Raw genomic sequence first — 23,926 nt, 5'->3', positions numbered from 1 at the left:
ACTATCAAATGAAAAAACAATTGCTATTAGGATGCTTAGCTCTAGGAGCTTTATTTGCATCTTGTGAGTCTGATGATGACAACACAAACACAATCACTCCAGAGGCAGGTATGCTAGAAGGAGGTCCATTTACATTCTTTGTAGACGGTATGCCAGATATGGTAACAGGAGTCTCAGTGAGTGGTGAACTTGCCGGTGATGTTACTACCTTTGTGGTAACAGATGCAGATCGTAATATTTTAGGAATCCCACCTACGATTGATGCCTTAGAAGGAGTAAACTTTGATGATGCTGGAGTAGGTGCTTGTTATGTGTACCATCTTGCTTATCAAGACGGTCTAGCTGGACTTGCAATGGGTGAAAATCTAGATGACTTTTCTGGAGATTTTGATTTATCTAACTTTATTATCGTAAATCGTAATGCAGGACCTATGGCTGCAGAGATTGTAGGAGGACCTTTTGAGTTTTGTGTAGATGGAACACCAGATATGGTGAGCGGTTTATCACTTACTGGAGATTCTGTAGGATCTGAGAGAACGTGGGTAATCACCTCGGACGCAGGGGAGATTTTAGGATTACCACCTACACTTGAAGCGGTACAAACTGTAGTAGATTTTGATGCTGCCGGACCAGGAGTATGTCTTATATGGTATATGCGATATGAAGAAGGCGTAGAGGGTCTAGAAGTAGGAGGAAATACAAATGATCTCACGGGACCTTTTGATCTTTCAGAACCTGTAGAAGTTGTGCGTAACCAAACCCTAGCTGCCGAAATTACGGGAGGACCTTTTACCTTTACTGTAGATGGCACGCCAGATATGGTTTCTGGTTTAGGCCTAACGGGTGACAGTATGGGGTCGCTTAATACTTGGGTAATTACATCAGATACTGGTGAGATTTTAGGATTGCCACCTACGCTTACAGCTGTAGAGGGAGTAAACTTTGACGATGCAGGTACAGGCGTTTGTCTTATCTGGTACCTACGTTACGAAGATGGGCTTGAAGGTTTAATGGTAGGAGCAAATGCAAATGATCTAGAAGGATGTTATGACCTCTCTGAGCCTGTAACGGTTACTCGTAACTAGCGGTTACACCGTTTTAATAATAAAATATGTAAGTTTAATGCGTGTATACGACTCTTGTATACACGCATTATTTTTTATGAAAAAGCAAAAGAAGTTTACCTGGCAAAATGTTCTATTTATAGTAGTGATATTGTTGTTACTTATCCCACAAACTAGAACGCCTATACAGGTGGCCTTAAATAAAGTTAAGGTGGCAATTTTCTCTCCTTCCGCTTTCGCGAAAGCGGACCAACACCAACTTAAACCATTTACATATAGCCTTACATCACTAGATGGTGCGCCCAAAGAAGTATCTATAGGAACAGGAAAAGTAACCTTTATAAGTTACTGGGCTACCTGGTGCCCGCCTTGTATAGCAGAGCTACCATCTATAGAAGCTTTATATAAAGATTATGGCGACAAAGTAGAATTTTTACTTATCACAAATGAAAACCCAGAAGTAGTAGCGCGGTTTATGGCAAAAAAAGATCACAAACTACCGGCAGTCTTACCTGCTATGGAAACTCCAGAACAACTCTTTGAGCGCTCTATACCTACAACATATATTATAGATAAAACAGGTCATATCACTATAAAAGAAAAAGGAGCTTCAAACTGGAACAGCGATACTGTGCGTACTACACTAGATAAGCTTATTGCCGAAGATTAATCTTCCATTCTCCAGAAGATAAATGGTATCTCTGTATCCTCTGCAGAGATAGTTGCAGTGAGCACATCATCAAAGTACGAGTACGTAATTACCTTTGGGAACTCATTTTCAGGATTTACAGCTGTAAATGCACTGTTAGTATGTTGAGTGATTTTAAAAAGTGTCGGGTTTTCATTAGGACCACTTATAGAAAGCATCCACTGTTCTTGCTTTTTATAAATGCGCATACGTTCATTAAAAACTGTATCCTCGTCTTCTATAGTATAACCGTGACCTCTCAAGTCTTCGCTAGTTACCGCCCTCCAGTGTTCTGAAGTTGCACTACCACCTTTACTATTAGTACGTTCCCAATCACCTATGAGGTAATCAAATTGAGTAGTAACATCAGCGTGTTTCTCTTCATTTTTACAAGAGTAGAGAAGGAGTGTAAAGAGAGATAATAAAAGTAATGTGTAGCGCATAATGATGATAATTATACCTTATCCGTGCATTGTTTCTTTAACGCTTAGATCTTTCATTACTTGCTTTTCAAAATCAAGTAATTCTTGCCACTTAGCGTCTACCTTTTTGCGATCTCCATATTGACGAGCAAAATTTAAGAACATTGTGTAGTGTCCCGCCTCACTTATCATAAGCTTACGGTAAAACTTAGCGAGTTTTTTATCTTCTAGTTGTTCAGAAAGTAATCTAAAGCGCTCACAACTTCTTCCTTCTATAAGTGCTGCTACGAGTAATCTATTTATCAAGCTTTCTACTCTTGAGCCACCTTTTGGGAAGTAAAAACGTAGTTTATGTACATATTCATCTTTACGCTCTCTACCTAAATGTAAACCTCGTTCTACCATAAGGTCGTGCACCATTTTAAAATGGCTCATCTCCTCGATAGCTAGATCACTCATTGCAGCTACAAGTTCTGAGTATTCTGGAAAACCTATAATAAATGAAATTGCGCTTGAGGCTGCTTTTTGCTCACAATATGCGTGATCTGTAAGGATTTCTTCTATGTTTTTTTCTACAATATTTACCCACCTTGGATCTGTAGGTAGTTTAAGATGTAGCATCTGTATTGCTTCTTTATTTTCCATAGCAAAGGGTTTTATAAGTCTAGGTCAAAGGTCTTTCTTAAAATATCTAGAGCAGGATTCTGCTCTCTTAATTTATCGTATTTTTCTTGAGGAGTGTAGGCATATTTGCGCTGTACTTCTTCATTTACAGTGATATCAAGGGTGATATCATAGTTTTTTAAACTTCTTTTTAAATATTCAAGTAGTGGGCCTTGAGCTCGTTCTACCTCAATTTTCATTGTTTCGTTAGGGTACTCAAGTTCTATGGTAGTACCGTTAAGAGTAGGTTGGTCTGCCTCAAGATTTGAAGCGATGATGCGTTCTCCTTTTTGTAGCAATTTTTGTACGTAAGAAGCCCAAGCGGCTTGCATTGCGATTTCTGTAAAATGTTCTGATGGCAGGTTTTGCACATCTACTTTTTTATCTGCCTTTTGTTGCTCAAGTTCTTTTTTGCGTTGCAATCCTTTTAGAGAAAGCCCTGATATTCTGTCTTTACGTATAGATAGGCTAGGGGTTGCCTGTGTAGTAGGTGAGCCTTGGGCAGGTACAGGTTGCTCTGGTTGAGTAGGAGTAGCTGGACTTGTTTGTTCTGTTGCCGGTGCAGTTGCATTAGCTTCAACGGTGGTTGGTGAGACTTGTGCACTCACTTGCGACTCATCATTACTTACTGGAGTAGCTGTATTGTTATTTACCGTCTGCTTTTCTGTAATAGCTGGTTCTTGCACCTGTTGTACAGGTGATGTTTGTTGAACTTGCGTAGGGCTATGTACGGCTTGCTCTTGTGGAGTTTCCGGTTGTGCTACTTGCTGTACGGCCGGAGTGTTAACTTGAATTTGTACTGTTTGTGTAGCACCTACCTTGTAATAAGATGGCGGAACTATGAATGGACCGTCATTTTTTTTTTCTCCATCAAAAGTGATAGAGGCAAGTTGCATAAGGCTTAGTTCTACCAGTAATCTCTGGTTACGGCTAGTTCTATATTTGAGATCACAACTGTTTGCAATATCTATCGCTTCCATTAAGAAAGCCATTGTTGTCTTTTGTGATTGCTCGTAATATTTTTTCTTAGTACTGTCACCTACTTCTAGTAAATGTATTGTAGGTGGGTTTTTACAAACCAATAAGTCTCTAAAGTGGGATGCAAGACCTGCGATAAAGTGATGCCCGTCAAAACCTCTTGCCAGGATATCATTAAACTGTACTAGCACTTGTGGGATATCATTTGCAAGTAAAAGATCTGTAGTGGTAAAGTAGGTGTCGTAATCTAATACGTTTAGATTTTCGGTTACTGCTTTTCGCGAAAGCGTTTTTCCACTAAAACTTACTACTCTGTCAAAAATTGATAATGCGTCACGCATTGCTCCATCTGCTTTTTGTGCGATAATGTGCAGTGCTTCTTCATCTGCTTCTATCCCTTCTTCGGCAGCGATTTGTACAAGGTGCTTGCGCGCGTCTGCTACTGTGATACGTTTAAAGTCAAATATTTGACAACGTGAGAGTATAGTAGGTATGATTTTATGCTTCTCTGTGGTGGCAAGTATAAATATGGCGTGCTTAGGTGGTTCTTCTAGTGTTTTAAGAAAAGCATTAAAAGCCGCTGCAGAGAGCATATGAACCTCATCTATAATATAGACTTTGTACTTACCTACTTGAGGAGGGATACGTACTTGATCTATGAGGCTTCGTATATCATCTACAGAGTTATTTGAAGCGGCATCTAGCTCAAAAACATTGAAGGCAAAGTCTTCATCTGGGCTAGTATTTTCGTCTGTATTTATCTGTTTTGCTAGTATACGTGCACAACTCGTCTTTCCCACTCCTCTAGGACCACAAAAAAGTAGTGCCTGTGCTAGGTGGTTGTTGTGAATCGCATTTTCAAGCGTGTTAGTAATAGCCTGTTGTCCCACAACATCTTTAAAGGTAGTAGGGCGATATTTTCGAGCTGATACTATGAAGGGTTCCATACTCACAAATATAAAGGGGTATGTAAAATTATACTAGTGAGTATGGTCTCTTTCTTGTTTACTTATTAACAGTAAGGGCAGATACTTTTTGATCTATGACCTTTACCATTATTTGATAGCTGTGACTTGCCATCTCATCTCTACCGTTCCATTTTTTTGCATTTGTGATTGCTTTTTTACGGTACGACTTTAAACGCCTCAGTTTTTCTGAGGAATAGAATAGGGATTTCATATAAGAGTGTTTAAGGTTTGCTGTTGTAAAATAGAAAAAATCTTACAATACTTAATAGAAAATCAAAACATTATGTTAAAAAGTTATGAATGTCGTGATATCTCTTTTTCTATTTCGGCAGCTTCTGCATATAGCTTATCGCTTGCACTTCGGTCACTCTTAGATAGTTGGAAGGCTTGTTCTAGTATCTTTTTGTGCTTTTCTTGTAGTTTTTCAACTGGGCTTTTCTTTTTAAATAATCCAAACATTTCTTTTTTCTTTTAAAGATACGGCTTGTGGCGATCTTTTTCAAGGCTACCGCTGCCAGTTTTACAATTGGGGGCATATTTTCTACAATTCGGTAACTGCAACTTTAAAAAGAAGCAATTTGATATGATATTTACACCATCAATCAATAACAAAGTAATTATGAGAACTTCAGATCAAGAAAACAAATATCAAAGAGCACAGGCAAGAGTAGGAGAACTTAAAGAGTTTTATAACCATCTAGGCATTTATTTAATTTTTGTCGTATTCTTTCTAGCGCTTAACTATTTTACGAGCGGTTATTTTTGGGCAATCTTCCCTATATTAGGCTGGGGGCTTGGTATATTAGGCCACGCAGCAAATACCTTTAGATGGAATCCTTTTTTCTCAAAAGACTGGGAGCAGCGCAAAATAGATGAGTACTTACGTAATGATGATTTAAAATAATAACATATGGAAACGCCACAAGAAAAATATCAAAGAGCTGCGGCTCACGTACAAAAGGTACGTAAGTTTTATGGTAAAATCATAAATGCTGTCATCGTTTGTGCCGTTATCGCAGGGATAAATTATTATGTAAATGAGTTTAGAAATCCTTGGGTACTGTGGGTAGTAGGCTTCTCACTTCTAGGCATTGTGATAGACGGTCTCAAGCTGTTTGGTCTAGGTATCTTTTTAGGAAAAGGATGGGAACAGCGTAAAATACAAGAACACCTAGAGAGAGATGAAAGAGAAAATTCTTCAAACCCTATAATAAGAAAGTAATGGAGTATAGTAAAGAAAAATATGAACGCGCAAAAAAACGCGTAGCAGATGAGAAAGGTTTTTACAATCACCTTACCGTCTATCTAGTAATAAACACCTTACTACAGCTGTTTTATTCAGGAATCTTTTTTGACTTACATATTGGTGAGTATGCGCCGTGGTGGGTGCGATTTACAACACCATTTTTTTGGGGATTGTCTCTATTTATACATTGGATTTATGTTTTTAAAGGCTTTAGATTCTTAAAAGGCATACGTAAGTGGGAAGAACGCAAGATTAAAGAGTTTATGCAAGAAGAGGAGGAAGAGTTTTCTTCACGCTTTCGCGAAAAATAGAAGCTATGAAAACACTATTACTCTCGCTCCTGCTAGTTATAACTTCTATATCTAGCGCTCAAGGAGATTTTGTTATAAACAATGTAACCCTATTTAATGGAGAAGAAATTTTAGAAAACCGTTCTGTAGCAGTAAGTAACGGAACGATAACCAAAGTATCTAAAAGACCTCAAAAAGCCGAAACCATCATAGACGGGCAAGGCAAATTCTTAATGCCAGCTCTTACAAATGCACACGTGCACACTTGGGCATTACCACAGCTTAAAGAAGCAGCTCAAGCAGGAGTGCTCAACCTACTAGATATGCACGGTATGGAACCTATACAAAAAGTAATGGTAGATGCAAGATCTTCTGTAGATGGCGCTAGATTATACAGAGCAGGATATGCTGCCACCACAGAGGGTGGTCACGGTACACAATATGGATTTCCTATACCTACTTTAAGCAAACCAGCAGATGCTGAACCGTGGGTGAATGACAGAGTAGCTGCAGGGGTAGATTATATTAAAATCATAGTAGAGCCGTGGAAAAAGACACTGGATAAAGAAACGGTAGCACAGATTATAAAAGAAGCACACAAAGCAAGTAAAATTGCAGTTGTACACGTTTCAAATGAAGAAGATGCTTATAATTCTTTAGTAAATAATGCAGATGGACTCGTACATATCTATCACGATAAACCTATGACAGACCAGCATTTACAAGAGCTAGTAGAAGAGAAGGACTTCTTTGTAATTCCTACAATTTTAACCACAGTGTTGATACAGCCTTTATACTTTAATAAAACTACAGAGGAGACAGCTCTTATAGAAGCAAATCTTTTAAAAGAGGTAAAACGTTTGTTTGACGCTGGTATACCTATACTAGCAGGTACAGATCCACCTAATGCAAATATTAATATAGGAAGTGATTTGTATAAAGAGTTAGCTTTTTTCGCGAAAGCGGGATTACCCATAGAGGCTGTACTAGCAAGTGCTACGTCACTACCTGCAGAGAAGTTCTCTCTAGAAGGAGTAGGGTACATAAAGAAAGGCTATAAAGCAGATTTGCTATTGCTGGAGCAATCACCAGTAAATGATGTAATGAAGCTCAATACATTATCACATATCTGGAAAGAAGGTACCCTTGTCGAGCAAGAATAAGAATTAGTATTTTTACGTAAATCAAAGCATAAATAAATGAATGTACTCATCATAGAAGACGAAAAACCATCTGCTAGAAGACTTAATAGAATGCTAGCCGAACTAGGAGTAACTGTAAACGAAATGCTACACTCTGTAGCAGAAGCAGTGGCTTGGTTTAAGTCTAATGCGCATCCTGATTTGATTTTTTTAGATATCCAATTATCTGATGGCTTGTCTTTTGAAATTTTTGATGAGATAGAGGTTAAGAGTGCTATAATTTTTACTACAGCTTTTGATGAGTATGCTTTACAGGCTTTTAAACTTAACAGTGTAGATTATTTACTTAAACCCATAGATGACGAAGATCTTGAGAAGGCGGTAAATAAGTTTAAGGAGCGCGCACCTAAGCCGCAAGATGTGGCACTTAACTTTGAAGATATACGTAAGCTTCTAGGCGCTACACCGGTAGAGCGGGAGTATAAAAAGCGTTTTACTACTAAGATAGGGCAGCATATAAAAATGATTCCTATAGACGAGATTGAGTGTTTTTATAGCGAAAACAAAGGGACATATGCAGGCACTATAGAGGGGCGCAATTACTTGCTAGATACTACGCTGGAGCTTCTGGAAAATGATCTAGAGCCTGAAACGTTTTTTCGCGTAAGCAGAAAGTATTATGTAAATATTAATGCCATTGCAGATATTATAGCATACACAAATTCTAGACTTAAGATAAAACTTAATAACTGGGATGAGCAAGAAATAATTGTGAGCCGTGAGCGCGTAAAAGATTTTAAAACCTGGATTGCTTAATCTTCAAGGTTTTCATTAAAAGCACTTGGAAGCATTTTTGGGATAAGTCGCACGAGTATAGGTAGTAACAAACCACCTCCAGGCAGTAAAAATACTGCCAGTGACGGTATACTTTTACAAATATCTAACAGCTGATTTTTTACTAGTTTTCGTTCGTCTTTAGATAAATCGCGCGTGGTAGATTGCCCCAGTAATATGACCAAATCGCGGCTCTCACGTATCTCTCTTACTAGTCTTTTACTATTGCGAGAGATGAGATTACTTACCGTGCTAGTGGTCTGGTTATAAAAATGCTTTACGGGATTACTGTAGTTGAGATAAGCAACTTCATCACTATGCTCGGTAAGGAAGGTTTTTACAGCCAGTACACCCTCTAGATAGCCTTTTTCATCTAGGCCCATTACTCTGCAAAATTCCATAATAAAAAGACGCTCGTGCTCATCTATTTTTTGATCATCCCAAAGGGATAAACTACATAAGTCAAGCAGGTATTGTTGCTCTAGCGGTTCTGTGACTATACTTAAGTCTATCTCTGTAACCCGTGTATGTGTGTGCTTAATTAATGAGTTATAACGCAGCGAACTTTCAAAAAGTTTTATGAGTAGCTTGTTGTACTCATCTTTACTTTCCTTTTGTTGCAAGGCTAGCCAGATGGTCTCAGTAAGTACTGCTTCTAGCTTTTTTGCATACTCATAAGGATCTTGTTGTGTAATAAGGTAGTGGTCAAAACTTAAGATGTCTATATAAACCAGTGCATTAGTTATAATATGACTAAAGTTTTTTTGTAAAACAGACTCGTTAGTCTGTACACGCTGGTGTATGATTTTTTCTACCTTATACTCAAGTGACCCCTTACCTATAGGGATATTTATGATGTACTGTTCCTTCTTATCAAGTAATTTGTAAAAGGCAATGATGGCCTCGAGGCAATCTTCTTTTCTTGCATTTGTAATAGTATCGTAATAGGTGAATGCAAGTGCGTCAAAAAGGTTGACCTTTGTCTTTTCTTGAGTAGTCCAGGTAAGACCTTTTGATTCTTTTTCTGTAAGTGTGTCTAGTGAGTGTCCATAAATAAATCCCACTGCTCGCAAAGCCTCGTAGAAGTCTTCTTCATCCATCGTATTCTTGTCTATAAAGTCAAGAAATGATGAGAAGTGCTTTTTTACCCAGCCAGTTGCAGAGGGATTCATTTTATTTATTTTTTAAATAGATTGCTATCTGTTATGCATTTTTTTGAGCGGTAAGCTCTGCAATTTTTACAATGACCTCAACGGCTTTCATCATACTCTCTACGGGAACATATTCATACCTACCGTGAAAGTTATGACCGCCAGCAAAAATATTAGGACAAGGTAGTCCCATAAAAGATAGTTGCGATCCATCTGTACCACCACGTATAGGTTTTATGAGTGGCTCTATATCAAGTGCCTTCATAGCTTCTTCTGCAATGTCTACAATGTGCATTACAGGTTCTACCTTTTCACGCATATTAAAATATTGATCTTTTACCTCAACGGTAACGAGCTCTTTTTCTAGCTGTGCATTAAGCTCATCTGCTAGTTGTACCATCATAACCTTGCGAGCTTCAAAATGTCCTTTATCGTGATCTCTTATGATGTACTCAAGTTTTGTGCTATCTACACTCCCTTCTATGTTATGAAGGTGAAAGAATCCTTCTCTATCTGAGGTATGCTCTGGAGTTTCTAGTCTAGGTAAGCTATTTATATAATCTGTAGCGATATACATACTGTTTACCATCTTACCTTTTGCATAACCGGGATGAACTATTTTGCCCTCTATGGTAACCACAGCACCTGCGGCATTAAAATTTTCATACTCAAGTTCACCTATCTGGCTACCGTCCATCGTATATGCCCAAGCGGCTCCAAATTTATCTACATCAAATTTATGCGCTCCGCGGCCTATTTCTTCATCTGGGGTAAAGCCTACACGTATCTTACCGTGTTTTATTTGAGGATTTGCCAGCAAGTATTGCATTGCTTCCATAATCTCAGTAATCCCAGCTTTATCATCTGCTCCTAGAAGGGTAGTACCATCTGTAGTTACAATAGTTTGACCTTTGTATTGTTTAAGATCTTCAAAATAATCTGCAGATAATACAATATTCTGCTCCTTGTTAAGCATAAGATCGCCTCCATCATAGTTTTCCCATATTTGCGGTTTTACATCTTTACCCGTAAAATCTGGAGTGGTGTCAAAGTGTGCGACAAACCCTATAACTGGCACCTCATAATCTACATTGCTAGGTAATGTAGCCATTACGTATGCATTCTCATCTATAGTAACCTCTGTCATCCCCATTGCTTCTAGTTCATCACGCAGTTGTCTTGCGAGGTCCCACTGGCACTCAGTACTAGGGGTTGTGTCACTTGCGGGATCACTTTCGGTATAGGTGGTTATGTAGCTTATAAATCTTTTGAGTAGTGCGTCTTTATCTATCATTGTGAGTGGTTATGAGTGCGCTTTCGCGAAAGCGTAAAAATCATCATTCAGTTCTACTTCAAAAATACCTCTTTTTGGAGTATTTTTGCACCACAGAAATCACCGAAATGTACAAACTTCTTATACGCCCGATTCTATTTTCTTTTGATCCAGAAAAAGTGCACTATTTTACCTTTAGATGGATAAAACGCCTGCATAAACTCGGACTTTCTGGAATACTCAATAATATGGGTAAAGTAGAAGATAAGCGCCTAGAGAGAAAAGTATTAGGTCTTACCTTTAAAAACCCCGTAGGGCTTGCCGCAGGGTTTGATAAAGATGCAAAACTCTTTAATGAGCTAGGAGATCTTGGTTTTGGTTTTATAGAGATAGGTACGGTTACACCTAGAGCTCAAGAAGGAAACCCAAAGCAACGCCTCTTTAGACTAAAAGAAGATCAAGGTCTCATAAACAGAATGGGGTTTAACAATGGCGGTGTAAAAGAAGCAGCAAAGCGTCTTAAGACTAGAAAGAATAATTCTATTATAATAGGAGGGAACATAGGCAAAAACACCGACACAGACCCAAAAGATTATACAGCAGACTATCTTACGTGTTTTCACGAGTTACATCCCGTGGTAGATTATTTTGTACTTAATGTAAGTTGTCCTAATGTATCTAGTCACGCAAAACTTAATGATAAGGATTACCTAGAAGAGCTCATACAAGCAGTACAAAAAGCAAATGCGTCTTATGAAATACAGCGCCCTATTGTTCTTAAAATCGCACCAGACTTAAATGACCAGCAGCTAGATGAGATTGTGGAACTTGTAAATGACACAGGCCTAGATGGTGTAATAGCAAGTAATACATCTGTAAATCGTGAGGGACTTAAAGCTACAGATGCTAGGCTAGAAGAGATAGGTAACGGTGGTTTAAGTGGTAAACCTGTAACAGATCGCTCTACAAGAGTTATAAAATATCTAGCAGATAAGAGTAATAGATCATTTCCTATTATAGGGGTAGGTGGTATACACAGTGCGCAAGATGCGCTAGATAAAATAGAAGCTGGTGCCTCGCTGGTGCAATTGTATACGGGGTTTGTGTATGAAGGGCCAAGTCTCATAAAAGACATAAATAAAGCAATACTAGCGAAAGGTTAATACACAACTCTCGTCTACAAGTTTTTGTTTACAACTATGAGAAATTCTCACAAACTTATTTTTGCCTCCATTGCCGTTATGCTTTTTGCAATGAAGCCAGATGTGGCAGCATTTATACCACAATGGCTCAAACTTGCAGTTGCGGGCTTGTTACTATTTTTAGGTTTTTACACAATGTGGAAAGAACGACAGTGGTAATCGTATTTGCTTTTTCCTTATTTTAGGGCTTTATAAACCTACCTATCTGTGATAGCATCTTTACTAGCCTTTCTTGCAGCAACTGCCTTACTAGCATTTTCACCTGGACCAGATAATATATATGTACTTACTCAAAGTATTGCAAATGGGAGTAAATCTGGACTGGCAACTACAGCAGGACTTATTACCGGTTGCATTGTGCATACAACGCTAGTTGCCTTTGGACTCTCTGCAATTATAGCAGCTTCTCCTTATCTGTTTCTTGCTATAAAAATTGTAGGGGCAATTTACTTACTCTATCTGGCTTACAAAGTATTTAAAAGCGACAGTACCATAAACCTAGCAGAAGGAGCGCCAAAGAAAACATATCTCGAACTCTTTAAACAAGGCGTACTTATGAATATCCTTAACCCCAAGGTGACTATATTTTTTCTAGCATTTTTTCCAGGTTTTCTCTGGGATCCTGAGGGTAATACGGTGTTTCAATTTTATGTGTTAGGTCTTCTATTTATGTTAGAGTCGTTTTTGATTTTTGGAAGTATAGCCGTTGTTGCTGGTAAAATATCACATATACTTCGCACCAGTGAGAAAGCTGGGGTTGTCTTAAAATGGCTGCAAATTATTGTATTTATTGGTATTGCGATATTTGTACTATCAGACTACTAGTTTTCTAATTTATATACAATAGCTTGCCAAGGTCTTAATAAGAATTCTTTAAAAGTTTTATCATCAAGTATTTTGTCATTTGAGATGAGTTTTATCTTTCTATTGTAACTTAATGATAAGGGTAATGAGAATCGCTCCACCTCGTCAGAAAAATTGAGAAGTATGAGGAACCTCTGGTCCTCTTGGGTTCTTGTATAACAGTATACACGGTCGTGCTCTGGGCGTATGCACTCATAATCTCCATATACTAGTGCCGGGTGCGCTTTTCTAAATGCAGTAATTTCTTTAAAATAAGAAAGAACAGAGTGCTTGGTTTTTATCTGGGCTTCTACATTTACACCTTCTTCATAATCTGGATTTACTTTTATCCAGGGTGTTGCGCTTGTAAATCCAGCATTTGTGCTTGCATCCCATTGCATAGGTGTGCGTGCATTTTCTCTAGCGGCGTGTTGTTCACTTTGCATAAAGGCTTCTAGATCGCCTCCTCGATTTTGTACAGTTTTATATCTATTTATTGTATTTATATCTCTATAATCTTCTATATCTGTAAAGCATACATTAGTCATACCTATCTCATCACCTTGATAGAAGTAAGGCGTACCTCGCATAGTGAGTAAAAAGGTGTGAAGCAGGGTAGCACTGTTTTTCCAGTGTTCTGGACTGTCATTTCCCCAGCGGCTTACTGACCTCGGGAAGTCGTGGTTTGCGAGAAATAAGGAGCCCCATCCAGCTTTTTGAAAAGCAGCATCCCAGTCACTAAATACTTTTTTAAATTCTACAAGACTATATCCTCCTTCTCTCATTTTAAAAACTTCGCCTGGAGCTCTATCTAAGCTCATCAAGTCAAAATGAAAGAACATATCCATCTCCTTGCGATCTTCGTGCACAAAATCTAGCGCTTGGTCTATAGCTATGCCAGGACCTTCACCTACGGTAAATGCATCATATTTTGAGATTACCTCTGTATTAAGTTCATTAAGATACTCGTGTACCTTAGGCCCATTTGCATAATAGGCAATATACTCGTGCGGCTCAGTCGCATTAATCTCTGGATAGCTAGTGTCTTTACTTATAAATGGAATAACATCCATACGGAAACCATCTACTCCTTTTTTAAACCAGAAATGCATCATATCATATACCTCCTTGCGCACGGCTGGGTTTTCCCACTTGAGATCTGGTTGCTTTACGGCAAAGTAGTGCAGGTAGTAGGCATCTGTTTGCTCATCATATTTCCAAGCATTTTCTTCTACATCAAAGTAGCTCCATCTTTTAGGCGGTGTTCCTTTTTCGGCGGGCCACCAGTGAAAGTAATCTCGATAGGCATTATCTCTAGAAGATCTACTCTCTTTAAACCACTTGTGCTCATCACTGGAGTGATTAACTACAAGATCCATAATGAGACGTAACCCTCTTTCTTTCATACCAGAAAGTAGCTCATCAAAATCTTCCATAGTGCCAAACTCTGCCATTATCTTGCGATAATCGCGTATGTCGTACCCATTATCATCATTTGGCGAGTCATATATTGGGTTTAGCCATATAATGGTAACACCAAGACTCGCTATATAATCTAGTTTTTCTATAATACCACGTAAATCTCCTATACCATTTCCGGTAGTGTCATTAAAGGATCTAGGGTAAATCTGGTATACAATACCTTCTTTCCACCAGGTTTTAGTTTGCGACATAATGTGTAAAATATGATGAGTTACGAAGTTAGGTATCTGTACGCTTTCGCGAAAGCGTAAAAAGTTCTTCTCTTCATCTAAGCTCGCGTTTTGATAATCAAGGCGTTAAACAAAAACAGCAAATCTAGACTTTATTAATTAAATTTTGTAAGAATAATCTTCGAAATAAATTGCTAATATTTTTTAAAAGTAGTTAATGTTAAATTCGTAAAACACTGAAAACGTTATGCTTAATCGGGTGTTGAAAAAGAATTTTCTCACATTATCGAAAAATTGTAAGAATTTACTTTTTGTTTAATTTTCTGTTTTAGCTTTACAATGTTGATAAAGAGCAAACGCCTTCCCCCTTTAGTTTGTATCTCAACACTCTCCCCGTAATAGATTGATTATATGCACGTTTGTGCACACCATACTATTGTAAAAAATAGCATAGGATACTGTATTTATTAACCATTTATTATTAATCTAATTTTTTAAACTATGAAAAAATTAATGATCAGTGCTGCGGCGCTAGTATTTGCTACAACAGTTGTAGCGCAAGACAATGTAAGCTCTGTAGAGCAAGTAGGAGATGCAAACCTTTCTGGGGTATTACAAGTAGGATCTATTAACAACAACAAACTAGTTACTAAGGGGGACAATAATACTGCAGAGGTAGTATCTCTAGGTAGAAACAACCGTAACGTAAACAGTCAAGGTGGAGATGATAACAACTTTGAAGTATTACAAACAGGAAGTCACAACTCTTCTAGAATTAATCAAGGTCAAGTATCTAGTAACGGTGCTGTGACACGTGTAGGTAGCCGTAATGAAGCAACTCTTCTGCAAGATGGAGGAGGCAATAAATCTGTTATAAACCAGTATTCTGCAACATCTGGTCAATTATCTAACGATAATATCGCTACTGCAGAACAACTAGGTGATAATAATGAGAATGTTATAGCGCAAGATGGTGATGATAACCTAGCAACTATCATACAAAGTGGAGACTCAAATGATTCAAACATTTTACAGCAAGGAGATGACAACAGAGCTATTACAAGGTTTTATGGTGATAGTAATTTAAATGATGTAGACCAAGTAGGTGATAGAAATAACACTGTTGTACAGGTTTTAGGAACTGGTAACAGTACAAGCGTATCACAATCTGGAGATGATAACAGTGCTCTTACGGCTATAGATGGCGATCGTAACATTTCAAGTTTTTCGCAAACTGGAGATCGTAATAATGCAGGTGATGATTTCTTGCCAGGTGACGGGATAAATATAACTGGAGATGATAACACTACAGAAATTATCCAGACTGGTAATGATAACAATAGCTTTGCAACAGTTTTAGGAGATGATAATGTGTCTTCATCTAGACAAGTAGGAGATGATAATAACTCTGTACTTACACAAACAGGAGATGATAACCGTTCTATCTTACGTATAAACGGAGATGTAAATACTACAGTTATTGATCAGTTAGGTGATCGTAATAATGCGGTTACAGAAGTTTTTGGTAATTCAAATTCTGTAACAATATCTCAAGTAGGTGATGATAACAGTGCTCTTACAGATATAGATGGTGGAAATAATAACACAGTATTATTTACACAATCTGGTGATCGTAACAATGCTGGTGATGATTTTCTTCCAGGAGATGGTGTTTACATTAAAGGAGATAGTAACCTAGCTGTTATTGGACAGTTTGGAAATGATAATGATGGTTTTACAACTATTAATGGTAATAATAACCTATCTGTAACTTTGCAAGTAGGGGATATGAACACTTCTAGTATAACACAAACAGGAGATAGTAATGGAGCATTAACTGCTCAATTCGGTACAGGAAACGTATCTACAGTATTACAAGACGGTACGTCTAACGGGTCACTAGTAGGTCAGTTAGGTACAGGTAACACAAGTACAGTTTCACAAACAGGAACTGGTAACGCTTCTGTAGTATTACAAGCTGGATTCTAAGCATAAAAACATAAAGCCATTATAGACATTGTAGTTATTATTAATTAATAATTATATAAATGGTGAAAGCACTACCGTATGGTGGTGCTTTCTTTTTTTAGAGAAGGGGTTGCAGAGTACGCTTTCGCGAAAGCGTAACAAACCCTACCAGTAAACCTTAATATTATGTAACTTTGTCCTCCGAACAGATTTCGGAAATATCTATGAGCCAAAAAGTACTTCTTAACGCGACAGAGATCAACATCATTCTCAATCGTCTGGCTTGTCAACTCATTGAGAATCATCTAGATTTTAAAGAAACCGTTTTAATAGGTATACAGCCTAGAGGTGTCTACCTAGCCGAACGTATTAAAAAGTTATTAATAGAAGAATATGCCATAGAAGAAATAAGGCTAGGCTATCTTGATATCACTTTTTATAGAGATGATTTTAGAAGAACAGAGAAGACGCTAGAAGCAAATAAGACCAAGATTGATTTTGTAGTAGAAAAGAAAAAGGTAGTCTTTATAGACGACGTTCTTTATACAGGTAGAAGCATTAATGCTGCTCTTACTGCAGTACAAAGCTTTGGACGTCCAGAAGAGGTAGAGTTACTATGTCTTATAGATAGAAGGTTCTCTCGACACCTACCTATACAACCAGATTACAAAGGGAGACAGGTAGATGCCATTAACGAAGAAAAAGTAAAGGTGTGCTGGAAAGAAAATGAAGGCGAAGACACCGTATATCTTGTAAAAAGCTAATTTTTGAGTATGAGTGAGCTTAGTGTCAACCATTTGCTGGGTATTAAATATATCACCGCTGCAGATATTGAACTTATTTTTAAAACGGCAGATCATTTTAAGGAAGTGATTAATAGACCTATTAAAAAAGTTCCTTCTTTGCGTGATATTACCATCGCAAATCTATTTTTTGAAAACAGCACCCGTACAAAGCTCTCTTTTGAGCTAGCCGAAAAGAGATTAAGTGCAGACGTGATTAACTTCTCTGCTGCAGCCTCTTCTGTTAAGAAGGGTGAAACACTTATAGATACCGTAAATAACATCTTATCTATGAAGGTAGATATGGTGGTAATGCGTCACCCTAACCCTGGAGCAGGTATCTTTTTATCAAAACATATTAAGGCGAGTATTGTAAACGCTGGAGATGGAGCACACGAGCACCCTACGCAAGCGCTACTAGATAGTTACTCTATACGTGAGAAACTAGGTGATGTTGCTGGAAAAAACGTGGTTATAGTGGGCGATATTTTACACAGTAGAGTAGCACTCTCAAATATTTATGCCCTTAAGCTACAAGGAGCAAATGTAAAAGTTTGTGGGCCCAAAACATTAATGCCTAAGTACGTTGAGTCACTAGGTGTTGAGGTAGAACTAGATTTAAGAAAAGCACTAGAGTGGTGTGATGTGGCAAATATGCTTAGAGTACAAAACGAGCGTATGGACATAAGTTACTTCCCTAGTACTAGAGAGTACACACAGCAGTATGGAGTAAATAAACAACTGCTTAACTCGCTTAATAAAGAAATTGTAATAATGCACCCAGGTCCTATAAATAGAGGTGTAGAGATTACCAGTGATGTTGCAGACTCAGACCAGGCTATTATTCTAGATCAAGTACAAAATGGGGTAGCCGTGAGGATGGCTGTCATCTATTTACTTGCTTCAAAAATTAAGCAATAATGAAAATTACAGAAAAAGATACATACACTATACTAGGAGACGAGCGTGATGACGTGTTAGACTTTGCGATGTATCTGGAGAAAATAGTGCCACTACATTACGATAAAAAAAATCTAGTTATAGATTTATTAAAGTATGAGAATCTCACTCTAGACCAGCTAGTACAGTTTATAAAGTTATCTAACTACCAGCGTGGTGGTAAGCTCTCTTATGTGATTGTAAATACAGGTATAGATTATGATCTAGTACCAGATGAGATGGTGGTAGTCCCTACGCTAGAAGAGGCTGGAGATATTATCGCAATGGAAGAGATAGAGCGCGACCTCGGATTTTAAAAAGTGTCATAATGTCTAGCAATCTACATCTTACCATTTTAGGTTGTTATGCAGCAGCGCCAGGTAGTTATAAAAATCCCACCTCTCAAGTTTTAGAAATACGCAATAACCTATTTCTCATAGACTGTGGTGAAGGTACTCAAGTAGCCTTACGACGCAATAAGATTAAGTTTGCCCGCATTAAACACATTTTTATATCACACCTGCACGGTGACCATTTTTTTGGTCTTATGGGCGTGATAACAACTTTTAGTTTACTTAAACGTACTGCACCACTTACCATTTATGGCCCTAAGGGTATAAAAGAGCTTATCTTACTGCAATTAAAACTCACAAAAGGATTTACAAGCTATCCCTTACACTTTCGTGAAATAACAAGTAAGGAGCCAGAAGTGATTTTAGAAAATGAAGAGATTACGGTAACCACTATACCACTCAAGCATCGCATCTATACAAATGGTTTTTATTTTGAAGAAAAACTAGGTGAGCGCAAGCTAGACATAACCGCTTGTTTAAAATTAGATATAGATCGTGCATATTATAATAAAATAAAGCAGGGAGGAGACATCACATTAGATAACGGGACAGTTGTAAAAAATGAACAACTCACCTTTGATCCGCCACAACCTAAAAGTTATGCTTATTGTAGTGATACTGCTTATTATGAAGCAATTGTTCCACAAATACAAGGGGCAACAGCATTGTATCACGAGGCTACATTTTTAGAAAGTCACGCACACTTGTGTAAACCTACTGGACACAGTACAGCAGCACAAGCAGCTCAAATAGCAGCTATGGCTGGAGTAAAAAATTTAATATTAGGTCACTACTCTGTACGATATGGTGATTTACAAGAATTTATAAAAGAAGCCACACCCTACTTTGAAAATGTACATCTAGGTGACGATGGTAAGAATTTTACCTTTTAAAAAAGATTATGATGGAAGAAGAAGTAAAGAAAATAGCAAAACCTATTTTAGCAAGATTACAAGTACATTTTGATGGTTTAATCCCTCGTAACCTGTTTCTTGTTAATCCAGATATACGTCTTAAAAAAGTTAATAAAACCTACGGGTCTACCTCTGTAAAGGATAGCATAAGTATTGCGTTTAAGGTTTTCATTTTTGAAGATCAATATATCTGTGAGTACTTTTTAAATGCAGATGGATACACTGAGCACCGCAGGTATAATATAGATAGAGATCAGGTAGAAATGCTTGAGAACTTTGAGGGGCAGTTTGGTGCAGAAGATTTTGAAGATGATGATATGGACTATGAAGAATTTACCCGTATTAGAAAGCACAATGATAAGGTGAGAAAACTCTTGATAAAGAAAGGGTTTATGAGGAAATAATACTCCTGCTTCCACTTTTAATTTTATAGCGGTCTTTGTACATTTACTACAATGAACAGAGACTTACACGACTACAGAAAATCATACGAAAAAGGCGAGTTACTTATAGAAAACGTCGCACAACATCCTATAGATCAATTTAAAACTTGGTTTAAAGAGGTAGAAGAAGCTGGAGGTGTTGCAGAGCCTAACGCGATGACGATTGCCACACTAGGTGATGACGGTTTTCCAAAATCAAGAATTGTACTTCTTAAAGAATATGACCAGCAGGGTTTTGTATTCTACACAAACTACACGAGTGAGAAAGGAGTGAGTATCGCACAGCACCCTAAAGTGGGGGTTTCTTTCTTTTGGCCTAATTTAGAGAGACAAGTTATCATTAAAGGCGATATAGAAAAAGTTTCGGACGCTCGTTCGGATGCATATTTTAATAATAGACCTAAAGACAGTAAGCTTGGGGCTTTAGTTTCAGACCAAAGCACCGTTATAAAAGATAGATCTGTTCTTGAGGAAAAGATGATTTCGCTTAAAGCGAAATATAAAAATCAAGATGTACAGCGTCCCTCACATTGGGGTGGTTACATCATAAAGCCAGTTACAGTTGAGTTCTGGCAAGGTAGACCTAGTAGATTACACGACCGTGTGCGCTATCGTAAAGAAGGTGATAACTGGATAATAGAGCGACTAGCCCCTTGATATGAAAACACTATACCTTGTAAGACACGCAAAGTCAAGTTGGAAATTTGATGTAATAGACCACGAGCGACCGCTTAATGAGCGCGGCCTTGAAGATGGACCAAAAATGGCTGCACATATTGCGGCTACAATGCCTAAGCCAGATCTTTTAATGAGTAGTGACGCCTTAAGAGCAAAGACTACTGCAGTGTTTTTTGCAAAGGCATTTACAATTCCAGATACAGAGATTATACTTAATCATAAAATGTACGATTTTGAGGGACGTGATCTGGTTGAGGTTATAAAGAGTGTAGGTGATGAGGTAGATACACTTATGGTTTTTGGTCATAATAATGCAATGACAAATTTTGTAAATTCCTATGGTGATTTACGAGTAGATAATGTAGCTACTGCAGCCTTTACGGCTATCACATTTGAGATTCATAGTTGGCAAGATTTAATACCCGGAAAGACAATTTATCATAAGGCTCCAAAAGAACTTTAAAATGACGCAGACTAAAGAAAATAGGTATATAAATAGAGAACTAAGCTGGTTACAGTTTAACGCACGTGTATTGCAAGAAGCAGCAGACGAGAGTGTACCGCTTATAGAACGCTTTAGGTTTTTAGGGATTTTTTCAAATAACTTAGACGAGTTTTTTAAAGTGCGATATGCCACTGTACGTAGGATTGTAGATGCAGGTAAGACGGGTAGAAAAGCACTAGGAGTATACTCTGCCGAAGAGTTGCTAGGTAAAATAACCGAGATTGTTATTGAGCAACAGACTGAAAGTCTCGAGATTCTAGAAGATATTTACAAAAAGCTAGAAGAACAAAATATTTATATGCTTACTGAGGAGGAGGTGACACTTCCTGAGCATAAGGAATTTATAAAAGACTTTTTTACAGATAAAGTAGCCCTTGCGGTAGAGACTATCATATTGCGTGAGGATTTAGAATTGCCACGTATACAAGATCTTGATGCTTACCTAATGGTAAAAATGAACCTTACAGAAGAGCAAAAGCCGCTATATGCACTGCTTGAGATACCTAGTACATTAGATCGTTTTGTAGTATTACCGCAGGTAGATGGTAAAGATTATATAATGATTCTTGATGATTTGATTCGTTATAACCTAGATACCATTTTTAGCATTTTTGAATATGACAGCATTACTGCACATATGATTAAAATAACGCGTGATGCAGAGCTAGATATTGAGTCAGATCTTGGTAAAAGTTTTTTAGAGAAACTTACTCGTAGTGTAAAAGGAAGAGAAGATGGAGAGCCTGTACGTTTTGTATTTGATAAAACTATAGAAGAAGAGACACTGCAATTCTTACTCAATAAACTAGGTATAAAACGTAAGGATAGTATTATACCCGGCGGGCGTTATCATAACCGTAAAGATTATATGAATTTTCCTGCCTTTGGAAGGCAAGAGCTTTATTATCCTAGTGTAAAACCTCTTCCTATACCTGGTATCACTCTAGAAGATAACTTATTCTCTATTGTTGCAAAAAAAGACTTTTTACAATATACTCCTTATCAGAGCTTTTCATATACCATCAAGTTCCTTAGAGAAGCTGCTCTAGACCCCAAAGTGAGATCTATAAAAATCACCATTTATAGGCTTGCAAAGCTCTCAAGTATAGCGAGCGCATTGATAAACGCTGCTCAAAATGGAAAAGAAGTAACCGTGCAGATTGAGCTTAGAGCGAGATTTGACGAGGAGTCAAATATGCGTTATGCAAAAAAGATGCAAAACGAAGGTGTAAGACTCATATTTGGCGTGCCTGGTCTCAAAGTACACAGTAAAGTATGTGTGATTGAGCGTGAAGAAGAGGGTAAAATTGTGCGTTACGGCTTTATAAGTACTGGTAATTTTAACCACGCTACGGCGCGTATATATACAGATTACACACTGTTTACAGCAAATAAAGAAATACTTAAAGACCTCTCAAAACTCTTTAACTTTTTCGACACAAATTATATCGTAAATAAGTACAAACATTTAGTAGTATCTCCTCATTACTCACGTACTAGAATGTATAAACTCATTCAAGAGCAAATAGAGATTGTTCAAAATGGAGGAGAAGGTCTCATAAGACTTAAGCTCAACAGTATCTCAAACTATGACATTATAGATAAGCTATATGAAGCTAGTCAAGCTGGTGTAAAAATACAAATGATAGTGCGTGGTATATGCTGCCTCATTCCAGGAGTACCCGGTATGAGTGAAAACATAGAAATCATAAGTATTATAGATAAATTTTTAGAGCATCCACGTGTATATATCTTTGGTATACCTGGAGAAGAAAAGGTTTTCCTATCATCATCAGACTGGATGAGTCGTAATCTAGATAATAGAGTAGAGGTCTCAGTACCTATATATGATGAAGATATAAAGCAAGAAATTATAGATACCCACGAGATATCTTGGAGCGATAATGTAAAAGCGCGTGTACTTAATAAGCAAATGGATAATAGGTACAAAAAAGATGATTTACCTTTTGTGAGATCACAATTTGCCACTTATGAGTATTATGTAAATAAACTTAAAGACCTATAGTGCTTAACATATCAAAATACGCTGCAATAGACATAGGGTCTAACGCAATAAGATTGCTCGTTGCAAATGTTATAGAACAAGAAAACGGGCCTACACTATTTAGAAAAAATGCCCTTGTGCGTGTCCCCATAAGGCTAGGAGAAGACGTTTTTATTAATGGAGAAATATCATTAAAAAATCAAAAGCGTATGGAAGATGCAATGAAAGCCTTTAGATTGTTAATGAATGCTCACGAGGTAAAGCAGTATCGTGCTTGCGCTACAAGTGCGATGAGAGATGCAAAAAATGGTCACGCTTTCGCGAAAAAAATAAAAGAAACAACAGATATAAATATAGAGATTATAGATGGTGAAGAAGAAGCACAAATCATTGCCGCTACAGATCTTCAAAGTTTCATTAAAGAAGATAGAACTTATATTTATGTGGATGTAGGAGGTGGGAGCACAGAGATAACCATTTACCATATGGGAGAAGTTGTGGCCTCAAAGTCTTTTAAAATTGGAACAGTAAGGCTGCTTAATGATCTAGTTTCTTCAGAAGATTGGGATGTGTTTAAAAACTGGATACACCAGCACTGTAAAGATTTTAGCCATATCGATCTTATAGGCTCTGGTGGAAATATTAATAAAGTGTTTAAGCTAAGTACAAAGAAGCCAGGTAAAACCTTATCATATTTATTCTTATCACAATTATACAAGGACTTAAGTGCGATGAGTTACGAGCAACGTGTGATAGATTTACAGCTCAACCCAGACCGTGCAGACGTTATAATACCTGCCTTAAGAATATACCTACAAGCAATGAAGTCATCAAAAGCAAAACAAATTATAGTCCCAAAAATTGGTCTTGCAGATGGTATTATCAAAAGTTTATATCTTTCAAAAAAAATGTTGACATAGTAT

General features: G+C 37.5%; 28 protein-coding genes. 20 read left to right on the top strand and 8 right to left on the bottom strand.

Annotated features, from left to right (window positions below):
• Positions 1 to 8: 8 nt before the first annotated feature.
• Both ABVM49_RS12800 and ABVM49_RS12795 read left to right on the top strand, forming a co-directional pair.
• The gene (locus ABVM49_RS12800) at positions 9 to 1,085 is read left to right on the top strand and encodes a hypothetical protein (protein ID WP_405202268.1); all 1,077 of its coding nucleotides are present in this window, start codon (positions 9 to 11) and stop codon (positions 1,083 to 1,085) included.
• A 76-nt stretch (positions 1,086 to 1,161) separates the two neighbouring features.
• Positions 1,162 to 1,734, top strand: a complete 573-nt coding sequence (locus tag ABVM49_RS12795) for a TlpA family protein disulfide reductase (protein WP_405202267.1) — start codon at positions 1,162 to 1,164, stop codon at positions 1,732 to 1,734.
• On the opposite strand, the gene ABVM49_RS12790 is transcribed toward ABVM49_RS12795, so the two are convergent.
• The 5 genes from ABVM49_RS12790 to ABVM49_RS12770 form a co-directional block, all read right to left on the bottom strand.
• Positions 1,731 to 2,195, bottom strand: coding sequence for a hypothetical protein (locus ABVM49_RS12790; RefSeq protein ID WP_405202266.1), 465 nt, complete (start codon positions 2,193 to 2,195; stop codon positions 1,731 to 1,733). The genes ABVM49_RS12795 and ABVM49_RS12790 overlap by 4 nt on opposite strands.
• A gap of 18 nt (positions 2,196 to 2,213) precedes the next feature.
• Positions 2,214 to 2,795, bottom strand: a complete 582-nt coding sequence (locus ABVM49_RS12785) for a tRNA-(ms[2]io[6]A)-hydroxylase (protein ID WP_035328543.1) — start codon at positions 2,793 to 2,795, stop codon at positions 2,214 to 2,216.
• Positions 2,796 to 2,830: 35 nt separating this feature from the next.
• Positions 2,831 to 4,762 carry a DNA polymerase III subunit gamma/tau gene (locus tag ABVM49_RS12780; protein ID WP_405202265.1) on the bottom strand — a complete coding sequence of 644 codons (1,932 nt, stop codon included), beginning with the start codon at positions 4,760 to 4,762 and terminating at the stop codon, positions 2,831 to 2,833.
• Between the two features lie 58 nt (positions 4,763 to 4,820).
• Positions 4,821 to 4,994, bottom strand: coding sequence for a hypothetical protein (locus ABVM49_RS12775; RefSeq protein WP_405202264.1), 174 nt, complete (start codon positions 4,992 to 4,994; stop codon positions 4,821 to 4,823).
• Between the two features lie 83 nt (positions 4,995 to 5,077).
• The gene (locus ABVM49_RS12770; RefSeq protein WP_021779273.1) at positions 5,078 to 5,242 is read right to left on the bottom strand and encodes a Lacal_2735 family protein; all 165 of its coding nucleotides are present in this window, start codon (positions 5,240 to 5,242) and stop codon (positions 5,078 to 5,080) included.
• Between the two features lie 160 nt (positions 5,243 to 5,402).
• On the opposite strand from ABVM49_RS12770, the gene ABVM49_RS12765 reads away from it, so the two are divergent.
• From ABVM49_RS12765 to ABVM49_RS12745, 5 genes are read left to right on the top strand one after another with little or no spacing between them, the layout of a single operon-like run.
• Complete coding sequence (locus ABVM49_RS12765) at positions 5,403 to 5,687, top strand: 2TM domain-containing protein (RefSeq protein WP_035328545.1); 285 nt, start codon at positions 5,403 to 5,405, stop codon at positions 5,685 to 5,687.
• Between the two features lie 6 nt (positions 5,688 to 5,693).
• A complete protein-coding gene (locus ABVM49_RS12760) occupies positions 5,694 to 6,005 on the top strand; it encodes a 2TM domain-containing protein (RefSeq protein ID WP_021779271.1) in 312 nt (103 codons plus the stop codon).
• Positions 6,005 to 6,340 (top strand): 2TM domain-containing protein, encoded by a 336-nt coding sequence (locus tag ABVM49_RS12755; protein ID WP_021779270.1) that lies wholly within the window; start codon positions 6,005 to 6,007, stop codon positions 6,338 to 6,340. The genes ABVM49_RS12760 and ABVM49_RS12755 overlap by 1 nt, the downstream gene beginning before the upstream one ends.
• A 5-nt stretch (positions 6,341 to 6,345) precedes the next feature.
• Complete coding sequence (locus tag ABVM49_RS12750) at positions 6,346 to 7,482, top strand: amidohydrolase family protein (RefSeq protein ID WP_405202263.1); 1,137 nt, start codon at positions 6,346 to 6,348, stop codon at positions 7,480 to 7,482.
• A gap of 36 nt (positions 7,483 to 7,518) precedes the next feature.
• The gene (locus tag ABVM49_RS12745) at positions 7,519 to 8,277 is read left to right on the top strand and encodes a LytTR family DNA-binding domain-containing protein (protein WP_035324661.1); all 759 of its coding nucleotides are present in this window, start codon (positions 7,519 to 7,521) and stop codon (positions 8,275 to 8,277) included.
• Here ABVM49_RS12745 and ABVM49_RS12740 read toward each other — a convergent pair.
• Together ABVM49_RS12740 and pepT are read right to left on the bottom strand one after the other, a co-directional pair.
• Positions 8,274 to 9,467, bottom strand: coding sequence for an LETM1-related biofilm-associated protein (locus ABVM49_RS12740; RefSeq protein WP_405202262.1), 1,194 nt, complete (start codon positions 9,465 to 9,467; stop codon positions 8,274 to 8,276). The two genes, ABVM49_RS12745 and ABVM49_RS12740, sit on opposite strands and share 4 nt — an antisense overlap.
• A 31-nt stretch (positions 9,468 to 9,498) precedes the next feature.
• The gene (gene pepT / locus ABVM49_RS12735; protein ID WP_405202261.1) at positions 9,499 to 10,740 is read right to left on the bottom strand and encodes a peptidase T; all 1,242 of its coding nucleotides are present in this window, start codon (positions 10,738 to 10,740) and stop codon (positions 9,499 to 9,501) included.
• Positions 10,741 to 10,847: 107 nt separating this feature from the next.
• Between pepT and ABVM49_RS12730 the strand changes: the two genes are divergently transcribed.
• Genes ABVM49_RS12730 through ABVM49_RS12720 form a run of 3 tightly spaced genes read left to right on the top strand, consistent with a single transcriptional unit; the run spans position 10,848 to position 12,746 of the window.
• Positions 10,848 to 11,882, top strand: coding sequence for a quinone-dependent dihydroorotate dehydrogenase (locus tag ABVM49_RS12730; protein ID WP_405202260.1), 1,035 nt, complete (start codon positions 10,848 to 10,850; stop codon positions 11,880 to 11,882).
• A gap of 36 nt (positions 11,883 to 11,918) precedes the next feature.
• Positions 11,919 to 12,080, top strand: coding sequence for a hypothetical protein (locus ABVM49_RS12725; RefSeq protein WP_405202259.1), 162 nt, complete (start codon positions 11,919 to 11,921; stop codon positions 12,078 to 12,080).
• A gap of 48 nt (positions 12,081 to 12,128) precedes the next feature.
• Entirely contained in the window at positions 12,129 to 12,746 is a 618-nt protein-coding gene (locus ABVM49_RS12720) for a LysE family translocator (protein WP_405202258.1), read from the top strand.
• Here the strand turns inward: ABVM49_RS12720 and ABVM49_RS12715 are convergent.
• Entirely contained in the window at positions 12,743 to 14,437 is a 1,695-nt protein-coding gene (locus ABVM49_RS12715; RefSeq protein ID WP_405202257.1) for an alpha-glucosidase, read from the bottom strand. The two genes, ABVM49_RS12720 and ABVM49_RS12715, sit on opposite strands and share 4 nt — an antisense overlap.
• A gap of 480 nt (positions 14,438 to 14,917) precedes the next feature.
• Between ABVM49_RS12715 and ABVM49_RS12710 the strand changes: the two genes are divergently transcribed.
• From ABVM49_RS12710 to ABVM49_RS12665, 10 genes are all read left to right on the top strand, one after another.
• Positions 14,918 to 16,405 (top strand): hypothetical protein, encoded by a 1,488-nt coding sequence (locus tag ABVM49_RS12710; protein ID WP_405202256.1) that lies wholly within the window; start codon positions 14,918 to 14,920, stop codon positions 16,403 to 16,405.
• A 203-nt stretch (positions 16,406 to 16,608) separates the two neighbouring features.
• The gene (gene pyrR, locus ABVM49_RS12705) at positions 16,609 to 17,148 is read left to right on the top strand and encodes a bifunctional pyr operon transcriptional regulator/uracil phosphoribosyltransferase PyrR (protein ID WP_021779260.1); all 540 of its coding nucleotides are present in this window, start codon (positions 16,609 to 16,611) and stop codon (positions 17,146 to 17,148) included.
• A 9-nt stretch (positions 17,149 to 17,157) separates the two neighbouring features.
• Positions 17,158 to 18,087, top strand: a complete 930-nt coding sequence (locus ABVM49_RS12700; protein WP_405202255.1) for an aspartate carbamoyltransferase catalytic subunit — start codon at positions 17,158 to 17,160, stop codon at positions 18,085 to 18,087.
• Positions 18,087 to 18,422 (top strand): hypothetical protein, encoded by a 336-nt coding sequence (locus tag ABVM49_RS12695; protein WP_021779258.1) that lies wholly within the window; start codon positions 18,087 to 18,089, stop codon positions 18,420 to 18,422. Before ABVM49_RS12700 ends, ABVM49_RS12695 begins: the two co-directional genes overlap by 1 nt.
• Positions 18,423 to 18,433: 11 nt before the next feature.
• Positions 18,434 to 19,351: a ribonuclease Z gene (locus tag ABVM49_RS12690; RefSeq protein WP_405202254.1), complete on the top strand. Its 918-nt coding sequence runs from the start codon at positions 18,434 to 18,436 to the stop codon at positions 19,349 to 19,351.
• An 8-nt stretch (positions 19,352 to 19,359) separates the two neighbouring features.
• The gene (locus ABVM49_RS12685) at positions 19,360 to 19,776 is read left to right on the top strand and encodes a hypothetical protein (RefSeq protein WP_148305625.1); all 417 of its coding nucleotides are present in this window, start codon (positions 19,360 to 19,362) and stop codon (positions 19,774 to 19,776) included.
• A gap of 51 nt (positions 19,777 to 19,827) precedes the next feature.
• Positions 19,828 to 20,472: a pyridoxamine 5'-phosphate oxidase gene (gene pdxH / locus ABVM49_RS12680; protein ID WP_405202253.1), complete on the top strand. Its 645-nt coding sequence runs from the start codon at positions 19,828 to 19,830 to the stop codon at positions 20,470 to 20,472.
• A 1-nt stretch (position 20,473) separates the two neighbouring features.
• Positions 20,474 to 20,956 carry a SixA phosphatase family protein gene (locus ABVM49_RS12675; protein ID WP_405202252.1) on the top strand — a complete coding sequence of 161 codons (483 nt, stop codon included), beginning with the start codon at positions 20,474 to 20,476 and terminating at the stop codon, positions 20,954 to 20,956.
• Between the two features lies 1 nt (position 20,957).
• Entirely contained in the window at positions 20,958 to 23,024 is a 2,067-nt protein-coding gene (ppk1, locus tag ABVM49_RS12670; protein ID WP_375252690.1) for a polyphosphate kinase 1, read from the top strand.
• Positions 23,024 to 23,923: a Ppx/GppA phosphatase family protein gene (locus ABVM49_RS12665; protein ID WP_405202251.1), complete on the top strand. Its 900-nt coding sequence runs from the start codon at positions 23,024 to 23,026 to the stop codon at positions 23,921 to 23,923. The genes ppk1 and ABVM49_RS12665 overlap by 1 nt, the downstream gene beginning before the upstream one ends.
• Positions 23,924 to 23,926: the final 3 nt, after the last annotated feature.

This window comes from Dokdonia sp. LLG6352-1, assembly GCF_045055815.1.
GTDB classification, from domain to species: Bacteria; Bacteroidota; Bacteroidia; order Flavobacteriales; family Flavobacteriaceae; genus Dokdonia; species Dokdonia donghaensis.
This window is presented reverse-complemented; position numbering and strand designations above follow the sequence as displayed.